Annotated in this window: 16 protein-coding genes and 1 pseudogene; 10 read left to right on the top strand and 7 right to left on the bottom strand. The window is 36.5% G+C overall.

The features are described from left to right. The first annotated feature begins 4 nt into the window (after positions 1 to 4). Positions 5 to 1,408 carry an MFS transporter gene (locus tag G9F48_RS16865; RefSeq protein ID WP_165409840.1) on the top strand — a complete coding sequence of 468 codons (1,404 nt, stop codon included), beginning with the start codon at positions 5 to 7 and terminating at the stop codon, positions 1,406 to 1,408. Between the two features lie 587 nt (positions 1,409 to 1,995). Here G9F48_RS16865 and G9F48_RS16860 read toward each other — a convergent pair. Both G9F48_RS16860 and G9F48_RS16855 read right to left on the bottom strand, forming a co-directional pair. Then, positions 1,996 to 2,943, bottom strand: a complete 948-nt coding sequence (locus G9F48_RS16860) for an alpha/beta hydrolase (protein ID WP_060563134.1) — start codon at positions 2,941 to 2,943, stop codon at positions 1,996 to 1,998. Positions 2,944 to 3,033: 90 nt separating this feature from the next. Then, complete coding sequence (locus tag G9F48_RS16855; RefSeq protein WP_060563135.1) at positions 3,034 to 3,453, bottom strand: organic hydroperoxide resistance protein; 420 nt, start codon at positions 3,451 to 3,453, stop codon at positions 3,034 to 3,036. 339 nt (positions 3,454 to 3,792) lie between these two features. Between G9F48_RS16855 and G9F48_RS16850 the strand changes: the two genes are divergently transcribed. Both G9F48_RS16850 and G9F48_RS19990 read left to right on the top strand, forming a co-directional pair. Beyond that, the gene (locus G9F48_RS16850; RefSeq protein WP_165409839.1) at positions 3,793 to 4,233 is read left to right on the top strand and encodes a MarR family winged helix-turn-helix transcriptional regulator; all 441 of its coding nucleotides are present in this window, start codon (positions 3,793 to 3,795) and stop codon (positions 4,231 to 4,233) included. Between the two features lie 140 nt (positions 4,234 to 4,373). Beyond that, positions 4,374 to 4,457 (top strand): annotated as a pseudogene (locus tag G9F48_RS19990) (cystatin-like fold lipoprotein); the annotation flags it as partial. A gap of 164 nt (positions 4,458 to 4,621) precedes the next feature. Here G9F48_RS19990 and G9F48_RS16840 read toward each other — a convergent pair. Next, positions 4,622 to 5,065 (bottom strand): Rrf2 family transcriptional regulator, encoded by a 444-nt coding sequence (locus tag G9F48_RS16840; RefSeq protein WP_025853722.1) that lies wholly within the window; start codon positions 5,063 to 5,065, stop codon positions 4,622 to 4,624. A gap of 198 nt (positions 5,066 to 5,263) precedes the next feature. Here G9F48_RS16840 and G9F48_RS16835 point away from each other — a divergent pair, with 198 nt between their 5' ends. Both G9F48_RS16835 and cspC read left to right on the top strand, forming a co-directional pair. Further along, positions 5,264 to 5,902 (top strand): NAD(P)-dependent oxidoreductase, encoded by a 639-nt coding sequence (locus G9F48_RS16835; protein ID WP_165409838.1) that lies wholly within the window; start codon positions 5,264 to 5,266, stop codon positions 5,900 to 5,902. 562 nt (positions 5,903 to 6,464) lie between these two features. Next, complete coding sequence (gene cspC / locus G9F48_RS16830; RefSeq protein ID WP_003156143.1) at positions 6,465 to 6,668, top strand: cold shock protein CspC; 204 nt, start codon at positions 6,465 to 6,467, stop codon at positions 6,666 to 6,668. Positions 6,669 to 7,269: 601 nt separating this feature from the next. On the opposite strand, the gene G9F48_RS16825 is transcribed toward cspC, so the two are convergent. Then, complete coding sequence (locus tag G9F48_RS16825; RefSeq protein WP_060563139.1) at positions 7,270 to 7,731, bottom strand: CarD family transcriptional regulator; 462 nt, start codon at positions 7,729 to 7,731, stop codon at positions 7,270 to 7,272. 540 nt (positions 7,732 to 8,271) lie between these two features. Between G9F48_RS16825 and G9F48_RS16820 the strand changes: the two genes are divergently transcribed. Next, entirely contained in the window at positions 8,272 to 8,952 is a 681-nt protein-coding gene (locus G9F48_RS16820; RefSeq protein ID WP_165409837.1) for an aspartate/glutamate racemase family protein, read from the top strand. A 106-nt stretch (positions 8,953 to 9,058) separates the two neighbouring features. On the opposite strand, the gene G9F48_RS16815 is transcribed toward G9F48_RS16820, so the two are convergent. After that, entirely contained in the window at positions 9,059 to 9,628 is a 570-nt protein-coding gene (locus tag G9F48_RS16815; protein WP_165409836.1) for a DUF2812 domain-containing protein, read from the bottom strand. After that, positions 9,615 to 9,932: a PadR family transcriptional regulator gene (locus G9F48_RS16810; protein ID WP_014304415.1), complete on the bottom strand. Its 318-nt coding sequence runs from the start codon at positions 9,930 to 9,932 to the stop codon at positions 9,615 to 9,617. The genes G9F48_RS16815 and G9F48_RS16810 overlap by 14 nt, the downstream gene beginning before the upstream one ends. Before the next feature lie 351 nt (positions 9,933 to 10,283). Between G9F48_RS16810 and G9F48_RS16805 the strand changes: the two genes are divergently transcribed. Together G9F48_RS16805 and G9F48_RS16800 are read left to right on the top strand one after the other, a co-directional pair. Next, positions 10,284 to 11,189, top strand: a complete 906-nt coding sequence (locus G9F48_RS16805; protein ID WP_102422365.1) for a bifunctional helix-turn-helix transcriptional regulator/GNAT family N-acetyltransferase — start codon at positions 10,284 to 10,286, stop codon at positions 11,187 to 11,189. 16 nt (positions 11,190 to 11,205) lie between these two features. Then, positions 11,206 to 12,495 carry an MFS transporter gene (locus tag G9F48_RS16800; RefSeq protein WP_165409835.1) on the top strand — a complete coding sequence of 430 codons (1,290 nt, stop codon included), beginning with the start codon at positions 11,206 to 11,208 and terminating at the stop codon, positions 12,493 to 12,495. 92 nt (positions 12,496 to 12,587) lie between these two features. On the opposite strand, the gene cotR is transcribed toward G9F48_RS16800, so the two are convergent. Next, complete coding sequence (gene cotR / locus G9F48_RS16795) at positions 12,588 to 13,556, bottom strand: sporulation hydrolase CotR (protein WP_165409834.1); 969 nt, start codon at positions 13,554 to 13,556, stop codon at positions 12,588 to 12,590. Between the two features lie 203 nt (positions 13,557 to 13,759). Between cotR and G9F48_RS16790 the strand changes: the two genes are divergently transcribed. Continuing rightward, on the top strand, positions 13,760 to 14,236 hold the full coding sequence (locus tag G9F48_RS16790) for a DinB family protein (protein WP_165409833.1): 477 nt from the start codon (positions 13,760 to 13,762) through the stop codon (positions 14,234 to 14,236). A 35-nt stretch (positions 14,237 to 14,271) separates the two neighbouring features. After that, a complete protein-coding gene (locus G9F48_RS16785) occupies positions 14,272 to 14,637 on the top strand; it encodes a cupin domain-containing protein (RefSeq protein ID WP_094247209.1) in 366 nt (121 codons plus the stop codon). Positions 14,638 to 14,774: the final 137 nt, after the last annotated feature.

The following is a 14,774-nucleotide window of genomic DNA, read 5'->3' as shown; positions in this document are numbered from 1 at the left end:
TTAAATGAAGTTTAACAAGAAAAAAATTAACGTTGTAGACATTCAAAAAGCGAAGAAAAGCGTGTTTGCTACAGGGATAGGAAACGCGATGGAATGGTTTGATTTTGCTTTATATTCTTATTTGGCAGTTATTATTAGTAAAAACTTTTTCAGTCCGGTTCAAAACGATGAATTAAAGTTAATATTTACTTTTGCTACATTTGCAATTGCCTTCTTACTTAGACCGGTAGGCGGAATTATTTTTGGTAAAATGGGTGATAAATTTGGTCGGAAAATGGTATTAACAATTACTATTTTAATGATGGCTTTATCTACTTTAATAATTGGTGTGCTTCCTACCTATGATCAGATTGGTGTATGGGCCCCTATATTATTACTCTTTGCCCGTATTCTGCAAGGCTTTTCTGTGGGTGGAGAGTACGCTGGGGCAATGGTATATATCGCAGAATCTTCTCCAGATAATAAACGTATAAGGTTAGGCAGCGGTTTAGAAATCGGCACATTATCTGGTTATATAGTAGCTTCTGTTTTAGTTACAGTACTTTTCTGGACTTTATCTGATGTTCAAATGAATAGTTGGGGATGGAGAATTCCTTTCTTCTTAAGTATTCCAATAGGATTATTTGGTTTATATTTGAGAAGTCATTTAGATGAATCACCAATATTTGAAAATGACATCTCTGAAAACCAAGAACAACAACCCGGTTTATTAGAAGTCATTAAAACATATAAAAAAGATATCTTTTTATGTATCGTATTTGTGGCATTTTTTAATATAACCAATTACCTATTGTTAGGGTATATGCCTTCTTATTTAGATGAGAACCTTGGTATAAGTGATAATATAAGTACACCGGTTACAGCAATTGTATTGATTATTATGGTACCGTTCGCTTTAACTTTCGGTAAACTAGGAGATAAATTAGGAAATAAAAAAGTTATATCAATTGGATTAGTATTAGGAATTGTATTTTCGATTATCTCTTTTCAATTTCTTAATATGGGGAATATAACATTCTTATTTATAGGACTTTTAATGTTAGGTATTGTATTATCTGTATACGAAGGCACTATGCCAGGATCTTTACCTACGTTGTTCCATACTGACATTAGATATCGTACATTATCCTGGACATTCAACTTATCAGTTTCTATTTTTGGTGGAACAACACCTTTAGTTGCTTCTTGGTTAACCCATGTGACAAGAAACAATTTGGCGCCGGGTTTCTATTTATTAGCAGTTAGTTTAATTGGCTTAATAGTTGTGTTAACCTTATTTAAAGATACTTCAGGTAAATCTTTAAAAGGTTCTTACCCAACAGTTGCGTCTAAAGCTGAGTTTCAAGAAGCTGTTGAAAATCCAAAAGATGCACTGTGGTGGAAAATGGAACAAACAGAAAAGGAATGAAAAAAACATCCATTTAATTGACCGGCTACTCGAAATACAGACTCAGAATAAGCTGGGATTATCCGAGCAGTAATGACTGCAGCTCTTTTATATTCTGGAGGGCTTACTGCTTTGCAAAAGCAGTGTTGCTATTTCGATCGTCATTATTTTATTGGTTTTGTCCTAATAATAAAACATTGACGCAAGAACGAAGAGAAATTAAAAGGTCCGAGCAATACAGCAAAATAAGAAGCAAGAAGCTTTGTTATGCCAGTTCTTCTCCCGAAGGAGAGCTGGCTTTTTATTTTCTATATGGAGTCCAAAGCAGAAAACGAGAACTTGTACGCTAATTAATAATCCTATTGTTTTTATCAATAAAGGTTTTTTGGATATGAAGAGGGTGAACTGGTGAAAAAATGGAGTTTGTTGTGGAGTTAGCTTTTCAATTAGGGGGACATCTCAACAACAAAATAATAACCAGCCCGATTAAAAAGCTCATCAAAAGTTCCATTATTCCAATATACGATCCACTCAATTATTTGAGTGGATCTGTTTGTTTTTTATTTATTTATTTGCAGCAGTCTCTATGTGACGAAACAATAAATGGATTAAAACCCTTTACGCAGCCAGGTTGCGGCGAGATCAATTGCTCCGCGCGCAGCTTCAGTTTTAGCTAAGGCGTTGAGCATCACGAAATCGTGAATGATACCTTGGAAACGTACGGCAGTGACCGGAACACCAGCTTCACGAAGTTTATTGGCATATGCTTCTCCCTCGTCACGAAGTACATCAGCTTCAGCTGTGATAATCAATGCAGGTGGAAGCCCTTGAAGCTGCTCAGCAGTTGCACGCAGAGGTGATGCTGTAATTTCAGCACGCTCATTCGAATTGGTTGTGTACTGATCCCAAAACCACATCATCGCATCCTTGCGCAAAAAGTATCCCGCAGCAAACTGCTGATAGGATTCCGTATCGAAAGAAGCGTCTGTTACCGGATAGAAAAGTAATTGTTGCCGGATATTCAAGTCACCTCGTGCTTTGGCCATTAGCGTGACAGCAGCAGCCATATTGCCTCCAACACTATCACCTGCAATTGTTAGACTCTCGGGAATCATGCCGTTCTCACGGCCATTTTCAGATGCCCACTTCACTACTGCATAGATTTCTTCAATGGCTGTCGGATATTTTGCTTCTGGAGATAAGGTGTAATTTGGAAAGACAATAGCAGCTTGTGCTCCGACTGCTAGCTCACGGATGAGCCGATCATGTGTATGCTCATTACCAAATACCCAGCCGGCCCCATGAATGTACACGATGACAGGAAGGTGCGCAGGCGCATTCTGCGGGCGCATTATTCTTACTGATACCTGTCCGCTCGGTCCTCCTGAAATCATAATATCTTCAATATCAACTGGCAGTTTATCAATTGGGTCAGATTGAACCTCATCTACAGCTTCTCGTCCTTTCTCAGGTCCAAGGTCGAATAGATAGGGTGGGTTCGCGGTTGCTTCTGCAAATTCTTGAGCTGCTTTTTCTAATTGTACTTTCTTTAACATCAATCTCACTCCTTATTTGAAGACTGGTCACCTATATGTTTTAATCAAATTTTTTTATTCTATTGCCTATTGATCTTGGCATCTTTCGTCTTACATTGCTGTTGTAATGATTTGTACATCAATATTTCCGCGAGTGGCTTTAGAATATGGACATACTTGATGAGCTGCATGTGTTAATTCTTCCGCTTGCTCTTGAGATACCCCTTGAATTTCCACCTCCAGAACAACTCCGATTTTATAACCATTATCACTTTCATCTTTTAATAAACTTACTTTACCAGTAACAGCTGATTCGATTTTTAATCGTTGTCTTTGGGCCACTAAATGAAGAGCACTGTCATAACAAGCTGAATAGCCTGCCGCAAATAATTGTTCTGGATTTGTAGCCGTGGATACTTGATTTGGTTTTGGCATAGCTAAATCCAAATCAATAATAAGATCATTAGATGTTACATGACCTTCTCTTCCGCCTTTTGTTGTAGCTTCTGCTGTAAAATATACTGTCATCATCAAACACTCCTATAAATTAAATTTAACACAATTGAATTTTAATCAATCTAATCAGCGTTGTCAATTAAATTTTTTAAAATTAAATTTCCCTCAATTGAAATTCGCATTTAAAATCCTCTAAATGATTGATTAGACTAAAATAAAGAAAAGTTCGGCAGTTTAAAGTTAGTGTACATAATAACCATATTGAGAAAATAGGAGATCATATTATTGGTGATAGATTCTTTCTGATTTTGCATAAGTTATGATTAATTAAATTGTCAGTCATTCAATTTCACTTAATGTAATTCTTATGCTATTATGTGTAGTAATGAATATAAATATTGTGAGGGATTTAACATGAAGAATGATGATAAATTACTGTTAAGTAATCATCTATGTTTTGCGATTTATGCAGCTTCCCGTGAAATGATAAAGTTATACCATCCTCTCTTAAAAGAATTAGGAATTACGTATCCACAGTATTTGGTTCTTCTTGTTTTATGGGAGAAGGAAAAAATATCTGTTAAAGGTTTAGGCGAAGAATTATATCTGGACTCCGGAACATTAACTCCAGTTTTAAAACGACTTGAGGAGCGAGGTCTTATTATAAGAGAGCGTTCAAAAGAGGATGAACGAAGTGTAATTATTACGTTAACAACTGAAGGGAATGAGTTTAAAGAAAAAGTCACAATGATACCTAATGCAGTATTTGATAAAACCGGTTGTAATGAAGAAGAAATTAAAAGTTATAACAAGGAAATTCGTAATTTACTTCACATGCTGACAACTGAGCAATAGTTTTATGAATATAGATGGCGGGCCCAGCGGATGAATAACCTGCGGAGGTTCAAGTCCTCTCGGCTGATCCTTATGATACCAAGGGTTTTGACACCTTTGGTATTTTTTGTTTATAGAAATTTATCTGTTACTGTCAAGTAATGCGAGCAGATTCAGATGAGTACAAAAGAGATAACGCCATAATTCGTGTATATGATGACGGGAAGTATATTCAGCTTGCGTTTTAGCAGCCAGAAGAAAATTCTCGCAAGCTTACTGCTTAAAAATCCATTTTTTTTTAATCAAAAAATCAATATCAATTCGGGGCTGGATTCAATATGATCCAGTCCCTTTTTGTTTTATTGATTTTTCTTATCCCCAGTCTTATAAAAGATTTTCTGTGAATCATTTAACAATTATCGGCCGATTTTTCTTTTTCGATAATATCCTTTACCACATCCTCAATTGTTATATGTCCAAGAGCTTTTTCCAAGGCAGATTGGGCGATTTCAAATATTGGACCAATTGTACTTTGAATGTTCCGACCTACAGGACATTGAGGATTGGGATTTTCATGTATACTAAACAATTCTTTATCTTGAACAACATTAACTGCTCTATAAACATCAAGTAAGGTGATTTCAGTTAAATCCTTCGCTAATTCAGCTCCTGCAATACCTGGCCGTACATTTACTAAACCTGCTTTTTTCAGCATTCCCATAATTTTTCTTATTAAGGCGGGATTTGTATTTACACTTCCAGCTAAAAATTCAGAAGTGCTAATTCCGTCTTCATTTATTTCAATAAGAGCCAATATATGAATTCCTACAGCAAAACGGCTGCTAATAGACATGATTTCTTCACCATCCTAATTACTTTACACTCTTTATAGTACACTTGTAACTGAATGTATTACAAGTTTATTTCACTCTAATATGCTCAATTAACAAGATGATAAAAGTATTGACAAATAAATAAGGTGTAACTAAAATTATTACATGTAATCAATATGGTTACATTTAAAATTTTGAATGATTAGGAGGACTTTAAATTGAAAATTGGAATCATTGGTGCAACCGGAAAAGCTGGAAGTCTTATCTTGAAAGAAGCGGTAAGCAGGGGACATGAAGTAACTGCAATTGTAAGAGATGCTGCAAAACTTAAAGAGGAAAAGGTTTCAATCATTGAAAAAAATATAATTGATCTTACATCGGATGATCTAAAAAAGTTAGATGTAATAGTTAATGCCTTCGGAGCTCCATTAGGAGAAGAACAGGCACATGTAGATGCTGGCCGGGCATTAATTAGGGCATTAAAAGGAATGGGTACAAGGGCCGTAATTGTAGGCGGAGCAGGGAGTCTTTATGTAGACGAAAATAAAACTGTCAGTGTAATGGATACACCTGATTTCCCGGAGATTTTTATTCCAACAGCTAAAGGGCAAGGTCGTAACTTGCAAGAGCTAAAGGATACTTCTGATATTAACTGGACATTTATCAGTCCTTCAGCGGTATTTGACCCAGACGGGAAAAGAACTGGGTTTTATCAGTCAGGAAAAGATCATCTTCTGGTGAATTCGAAAGGCGAAAGTTATATCAGCTATGCCGACTATGCAATTGCAGTATTGGATGAAATTGAAAATCCAAAACATATTAATGAACGCTTTACAGTTGTTGGAGAAGCTGAATAAGTTATTGAGTAAGAAACAAAGGGTGCCATTAGCGTCATCGCTAATGGCATTTTCCTTTTAAGAATGTACGCAGACATTGAAAACTTTGCAATCAGAGTAGCTGATTATTTTTATGAAAAAGGGGATTTATCATGTTCCAATGAATATTATCGAGCTGATGACAGAGCAGGTGCTTAGTGAGTTGGATCAAAAAAATACGTATAAATAGCTCTGACTAAAACCTTTGCGGGTTAGTTAGAGCTTTTGTAAACCCACTCGTTTTCATGAGTGGGCTTTTTAAAAATACACCTCTCAACATGATATTTATTATTAAGTACGGTAAGGGGTCCGTCAAAACTTCTAAATTACAAATGAAGGTTCTCACTAAAAAACCTGCCGCACGTTTAACAAATAAAACATGAATGAACATATTATTAATTTGCAGTTATTTCCGTTTCGTGCTATGATAAAGGAGAATTATTTTTGTTCGTGTAAAGGATAGTATGAATATCGACTTTTCGTCTTGATGATACTTTGGGCAAGGATAGTAATACAATGTGTAATACACTAGGAGGCAACAAAAATGGAACAAGGTACAGTTAAATGGTTTAATGCAGAAAAAGGTTTTGGATTTATCGAACGTGAAAATGGAGACGATGTATTCGTACACTTTTCTGCAATCCAAAGTGACGGATTCAAATCTTTAGACGAAGGTCAAAAAGTAACGTTTGACGTTGAGCAAGGTGCTCGTGGAGCTCAAGCTGCTAACGTTCAAAAAACTGCTTAATCTTCAATCGTTTATACAAACAGGCTCTTTATATAGGGCCTGTTTTTTTATGTTCTCTGTATCATACTGAATAAAAAACCCTACTCAACGTTCGAGTAGGGACAGATGCTACAAGGTAAGAAAAAGGTTTAAAACCTCAAAGGATTGTTTACAGTATAACATACCGGATTGACGATATGTGGAATATATATAAATGATTTGTTTTTATGTTCTCAAGGTAACTGTATGTTATTCTTTGTTACATTTCGCATATCTCTTCTATGAAAAGAAGATAAACAACTGCTATTCACTGTCGCAAGAGATGTAAGAAATTCTTAAAGATAAAGAGGGGAGTGGTTGTTTTTTCTTCCGGAAATAATCACTTAGACCTAAAACAATGAAAGCCCTGCCTCTCTTCCATCCTTACGGCTCCTTGTCCGTGCCAGTGTGAATCAGGATTACAAAAATCAAGTGACTATTTCATCGAGAATTCAAGTGTTCGTTGAAGAAAAAATAAAACAGATTAGATTGAGGAGTAATAAAAGCGGTTAATGTTTAAAAAGTAAGTTGAAGAAGTTGAATGTCTAATCGTAATATTCTGAAAAATTATCTATCATTAACCTTAACAGAAACTTTTTATTTGTTTTTCAGTGATTCCTTTAATGACTTCCAGTTCACTAATCAAAAATTCATATGCATTATCCAACATTTTTTTTTCGCTTGAATTAAGTGCTTTTTCTTTCTTCATTCGCATTAAATCACGTACAACTTCAGCACCTTCTTGTATTTCACCCGTTTTTATTTTGTTCGTGTTTACTATATACCTTTGCTTCCACGGCAGTAACCTATCTGATTCTCCATGCTGAAAAATGTGTATAATGTGTTTTAATGCACGTATATCAGTAACTGGCCGTATATTTGAACTCGATATTTTACGCGTTGGAATCATAACTGTCATATTACTGATTGACATTCTTATGACATAATACTGTTGTTTTTCCTCTAAGAATTGTTTTTCTTCTATGGCTTCAATTGTACCTGCTCCGTGCATTGGATAAACAATGTTATCGCCAATTTGAAACATATAATCCACCTCCATATATGGGAACTTAACTTAAGGTTACCATATATGGAGTGAGATATCAAATTTTTAATAATAACATGATCGTTTATTTGTGTCAATAACTTTTTTTAAAAAAACAACATCAAAACAAGAGGGAACCTGCGGGATTCTTAAAAAAGGGAAGGTCAATTGGTCGAGGTATATCTTGGAATCTCGACTAATTAACAGAGATCAGTTTTTCGTTGAAAATGAGTTATTAAATATCCTTTAGGAGTTCATGTCTTGACATCAATGACACGTTTACTAATCTATATGGGCACAATTTAATCACCGATTTTTAACCATCATTCATGAAAACATAGTAATGAAAACAAGCTTTCATAACCTTAGTGTATCTGCCATTCTTCTGCGTGCGGCGGAATTAGATATGATAATTCGATTAATGAAATGATAAAATAGGAGAAGAAAGCCAGAAAAGAAATGAGTGCAGATTCAGATGAGAAACACAAGAATAACTCATCATGATCGTATTCGTACACATTTTTACAGAGGAGGACAATTATGATTGGAATACTGGCAGGCATGGGGCCAAAATCTACTGGGCCATTTGTAGATAAAGTCGTAGACGAGTGCCAAAAAATATATGGAGCAATACATGACATGGATTTTCCTCATATGATGATTTATTCCTGTCCGACACCTTTCTACATGAATAAACCTCTCAATCATACGGACATGGAAAATGCAATTATTAAGGGTGCTGTAAAGCTTGAAAAAACGGGTGTTGATTTTATTGCCATTCCATGTAATACCGCACATCTCTATTTTAATCAAATAAAAAAATCGATTTCAGTCCCTTTACTAAACATGATTGATGAAACCATAAAAAAAATACCTAAAGGCTCAAAAAAAGCAGCTCTTTTAGCCACCGTTCCTACGGTTCAATCCGGAATATTTCAAGAAGCGTTAAACAGAGAAGGTTATTATTTTTTACATCAAGATAGTTGGCAAATCTATGTCAATCAAATAATAGAAAAGATTAAACGAGGTCAAATCGATGAGGCTGGTACATTATATGATGAATTACACCATAACTTAGCAGAAAAGGCTGATACGGTTATCATTGCATGTACGGATTTAAATATGGTTACGGATCAAAAAAGAAGCAGGCTTACCTTTGTTGATTCATCAGCCTGTCTCGCTCAAGCCATTGTAAATAAGTATGTATCATTAACAAAATAAGTCATCTGATTTATCAGCAAATTCAGGGCGCTTTTTTTCCTTTAAAGCGCCCGGCTTCGGCAGATACATGATCCTCAATTACTTCTTTGAATGGAACTTCCCCGCGTTATTGTTCTTTTAACCTTGAATACTTTCGATACGCTTTATAGAAACTGCAGCCAAATAGAACAGCCATAAGGGCGGGAAGCGATCTCAAAAGGACAAATGGAGTTTCAAATAAAAATGCTTTCCAAAACATTGCGCCTTCCATACTCCACAGACCTTCAGCTAAATACAAACCTGAATCCTTGTAAATCAAATAAGAATAAAACAAGCACAGTAACCCAAAACAAGATGAAAAACTCATTAGTCTTTTATAATAATTACTCTTTGACTGGCGATCCGAAAAGATTTCATTTTGATCATCATTTTCTTTTTGCCAATACCGAGTTCCGCTAAGCGATGGGCTGTTTATATAAACCCAGCCGAAGTCTTCATAGATCTCTTTGTAATCTTTAAATTTTTTCTTTGATAAATAATCTTGATAATCCAGTCTCATCACATATTTTTTGTCGGTTTTTTCGAAAGTGTATATTCCTAATCCGCTGATATTTGTACAGCGATAGCCTTTTTGTAATTGCTCGTTCAGCCATTGCTCCTCTTTTTCAATATCAAAAAACATCTTAAATTTCTTCATTCGATTCACTTCCTTCGTGCAGGGATAAAATATGCAGTAACCTGTTTTGTTCCATCTTCAAAATGGCGCTTCCTTCCGCAGTTATCTTATAGACTTTTCTCCGGCCTGATTCTCCAACAGGCTCAATCCAGCCATGCTTATTCAAGTTTTCAATCGCGCCGTATAATGTGCCGGCCGCTAAAATAACAGTTCCGTTACTCATCTTTTCGATCTTCTGCATGGCGGCATAGCCATGAAGCGGCTCACGCAGAGCTAATAAAATATAATGCATGGTTTCAGACAGCGGTAATAATTTATGTTTCATATCCTCATCCTCTATTCAGTTCGACTATATAGTTAAACTTAATACAGTACAACTGAATAGTCAATGGTCTTTTCAAAATTTGTAAAAGGAACTTGAAAATCAAATCTAAAAAGTCGCTTTCTTTACGTATGGGAAGCGACTTTTTGTATGTCCATATTAACGTCAAAAGAATGTATCCCGGTACGTAACTGTTTTCCGATGTAACAGTGTCGTTTATTTTCAATGTGTTTTTTTACGGTAAGAAAATCATCAAATTGAAAGGGGATGAAAATTAATAGTTGACTCAAGCAACTGTTTCGATTACGATGGAAAAAGTTGCTTAAGTCAATCTTTTGGAGGAGGTTCATCAATTTGGAAACAAAACGTGTTTTGGCATTCAGACAATTTAATAGATTTTATACAGATGTTTTGGGTTTTCTGAATGAACATATTTATGACAGTCCATTCTCTTTAACGGAAACCAGGATTTTATACGAAATTTATAATACGCCCGATTGTACAGCAAAAATCATTCAAGAAAGGTTAGACCTGGACAGAGGATATGTAAGCAGAATTATCAGAAAATTTGAAGAAGAAGGCTTCATTTACAAGCAAAAATGCAGAGAAGACGGACGCAACCATTTCCTTTATGTCACCGAGTCAGGGAAAAGTATTTATAAAAGCCTGGAGAAAAAAGCCAATCAGCAAGTTGAATATATCCTTGAACGCATAGACAAAGAGGAACAAGAAAAACTTGTACATTCAATGGAAATCATTCAAAACATTTTGCAGCATTCTTTTTATGATAAAGAATCTCCGATTTCAATAAGAGACTATTATACTTCAGAGGATGTCAAAAACATAATTGAGAAACAGCGATTATTTTATGCCGAATCCCATGGCTGGGATGAAACATTTTTATCCTATCTTCACGATACGTTTAAAGCGGATATTGAAAAAATATGGGTGGCAGAAAGCGGGAATCAATTTGCGGGTTGTATCGGCTTAGTGAATGACGATGAAAAAACAGGTCAGTTAAGGTGGTTCTTAGTCGATCCGTCATTTCAAAGAAAAGGTGTCGGCAGCCGTCTGATTAAGGCACTTGTTCAATATTGTAAAGAAAATGGATACGAGCGTATATTTCTTTGGACGGTAAGAGACATGTCAACAGCCCGGCCATTGTATAAAAAGAATGGATTCGAAATTACAGAAATTCATGAAGAAAAACCTTTATGGGGATCAAATTTAATAGAAGAGCGCTGGGATTTGGAATTATAAAGTGAGGGGGGATAGGATGCGAATAAAATATCACTATGCATGGATCATTGTGTTTGTCACTTTTTTCACCTTTTTAGCGGTTCAAGGCGCGCGTCTTTCATTTGGAGCTTTTGTTGAACCATGGGAAAAAGATTTTTCTATGAATAGAGGAACAATCTCACTTATTTCCACTCTGAGTTTTATCATATATGGCATATCTCAGCCCATAATAGGGAGGCTGGTTGATAAATTAGGTCCCCGAATGATTTTGTCAGTCAGCACTTTCTTGGTCGGGATCAGCTTTGTATTGACTTCTTTTATGAATCATCCATGGCAATTATTTATCCTTTACGGAATTGTTATCTCCGTCGGTGTCGGAGGGGCATCTAATGTAGCCGCAACAGTTGTTGTTACAAATTGGTTTAATGAAAAACGCGGACTTGCTTTTGGAATTATGGAGGCAGGGTTTGGCGCTGGTCAGATGCTTCTTGTTCCCGGCTCTCTCATTTTGATTCAATGGTTTAACTGGAAGTTAACTGTAGTGATTTTGGGTCTGCTTTTAATGGTTATTGTGTTTCCTGTCATACTGTTATTTTTACGAAATCATCCCGGCGAGATGGGGTTATCTCCTATGGGCGGTTTTATGAAAGCAGAAGCTGAAAGTGAACAGCATACGGCCCGCTCTTCTGTTTGGGCTGTGTTTTGCAAGAAACAATTCTGGTTTTTAATATTACCTTTTACTATATGCGGTTTTACAACTACAGGGCTGATGGATACTCACCTTATCCCTTTTTCTCATGACCATGGATTTTCAACAAGTGTAACCAGTGCTGCAGTTAGTGTATTGGCGGGATTTAATATATTGGGGATAATCATTTCAGGAATTGCGGCAGACCGTTGGAGCAGTAAAAAGATGCTTATTCTTTTATATGCCATACGCGCATTATCAATTTGTATCCTGTTATATAGTCATCATCCGGTCATATTACTTATTTTTGCCACCCTTTTTGGACTAGTTGATTTTGCAACTGTAGCCCCTACTCAAATGTTAGCCACGCAATATTTTAAACAATATTCAGTTGGTTTTATTTTAGGCTGGTTATTCCTGAGCCATCAGATAGGATCAGCGCTGGGAGCTTATGTACCGGGTTTTCTCTATAGTGAAATGGGTAACTATGATCTTTCTTTTTATTTCTCAATTATTATTTTGTTGGGAGCGGCAATATTTACTTTCTTACTGCCTGAAACGGTTAAAATAAAAAAAGAGCAAAAACCGACCGATTCAGCTTCAAATGAAACAGTATCCCAGCGTGTGAATAACCCGTGAATGGTCCAAATCCTCTCAGCCGCATTAAAAATACCAAGGGTTTGAGTCCCTTGGTATTTTTTGTTCATTGTATGATGATGTAAACTTCTTGCTTATTTAGCGCTGTCGTTCCAGTTTTTCTCTATAAATGTATTCGCAGGCTGTAAGTTGGTTTTGTTCGCAATATCAATGACAGCGGGAACCACGGAAGGGTCTGTTTTGGAGAAGTTAGGAATCCGCGGATCTAACCGGAAAAAGCGATCTCCCAGCAGATTCGCGCTGACCATGGATTCATAGTAGCCATTTCCGCCGGAGATCATCTGAAGAAATGGCAGTAAAGGTTCATTAGGCGACCTGTCCAAAAGGACTCCCCAATTTGGAGGAAGGTTCTTCAGATTTTCGGGACGTATGTTATCCGCACTTACCATTCCCCATCCCCTCGTATCTCTTCTTAACCGAGTCGGGGCTTCACCTGTCCCGATGGATAGCGCCGCAATTTGATCCAATGGCACGTTGGCTTTACCAACCGCAAACGCGATACTCGCCGTACTGGGGTTCGTTGCCACTACATATCCGTCCACGTAGTTTTGATAGGCGCGCTGTGTCGCGGGAGCACCGCTGCTCCGCAGTATGACATCACTCACTTTCTCATTTAAATAGGGAGAGCCGGGAAAGTTGTGAAATAATACGGGCGTCCAACGATCCAGTGCCGGGGAGTATAATTTGAATGAAGGGACAACAATTCGTTTTCTTACATCTTTAAGACGAAGGCCCGGCGGGAAAAAGTTTCGTACCGCTTTAATAAAACCGGAATATGGTAATTGCTGATTAAAAACAGGTCCGCCCGGCCGGGAAGTGCTGAATGCGGGCAGGATTTCATCCTCAAAATACTGAAGTGTTTCCTTCGGAGATCTTCCGCTTGCTAATGCCAGGGCAGTAAATGAACCGATTGAATTTCCCGCAAATACATGGGTTCGGCTTATTAATGCCGGATTTTCTTCAGCCAGTCTGTTCAATAGTTGTAAACTTAAAGCACCTAAGGTACCGCCCCCGTCAAAGGTCATGATCCGATATTTTGCCAAAGCTGATTTCTCCTTTCTGATGAAAACTATCATTCAGTATATGTTCAGCCAGAGTCTATTGTATGGATGAATGAATATCTCCTTATCTTAAAAATGGTTTGATTATCAATCCAGCGAGTCGGGAAAGAATATGTTTTTTATTTGAAGAGGTTTTTTCCGGGAAGAAGGAGAATTATTATTGAAAAATAAAAGGGGGAAAATACTTGAATACAATTGACCTTATTGTTTTACATTTTGAAGAGGTAAGACGGCGAAGCATCAAGTTATGGACAGCTATACCTGAGGAAAAAATGGACTGGCGCCCGGATTCCGAAGCAATGTCGTGCAAGGAAATGATAAGACATGTATTAGAAGCGGAATTTCTTTATCATCACATTTTACTAAAACAAATGAATGAGTCTTCATTGGAATCCGAAAACCCGTATGAATCAAAAACGTTTAACACAGTAACCGAAGAATTAGAATTTGCCAAACCGTATCGGGCCGCGTTTTTGACATTCATCAAATCGTTAAACGAAACAGATTTAACAAATATAAAGATTGACAGGTCTGATGTTGGATATATTCGCGGACTGGGAGACATGTTATTAAGAATCGCTTACCATGAGTCCGTACATACGGGTCAGCTTTTAGATTACCTCAGAACTGCTGAGGTTGACAGGCCTTTAATTTGGGACTAGTTAAATGATTGAGTTTTACATGGGAAGGGGAAAGAATGGAATATAAACCGATTAATTTCCAAGAGAAATTATCTGCATTCCAAGATCAATGGTCTCCAAAGGTAATCGCTGAAATGAATGATTATCAATTTAAACTTGTTAAAGTACAAGGGGATTTTGTTTGGCATAAGCATGACGAAACAGATGAAGTCTTTATTGTTATTAAGGGACATTTAATCATTGAATTTCGTGATGGAGAAGTAAAATTAAATGAAGGTGAAATGTTTGTCATTCCGAAAAATGTTGAACATAAACCTTATGCAGAATCAGAGTGTAACATTTTGCTTGTGGAACCTAAAGGTGTTGTGAATACCGGGCAGGAAATAACTGATCAAACAGCTGAAAATGATGTCTGGGTCTAGCCTGTAACAAAAAAACGATCAAAAATCCGAAAGACCGAATGACGATTAGAGAAAATGATCAAACCAATTAAGAATAATTTAAGGTTAAATATTGAAAAAATTTGTTAATATTATAATACATTGTTTGGAAATGCAAT

This window comes from Bacillus sp. EKM420B (genome assembly GCF_011065565.1).
In the GTDB taxonomy this organism is placed as follows: domain Bacteria; phylum Bacillota; class Bacilli; order Bacillales; family Bacillaceae; genus Bacillus; species Bacillus velezensis.
This window is presented reverse-complemented; position numbering and strand designations above follow the sequence as displayed.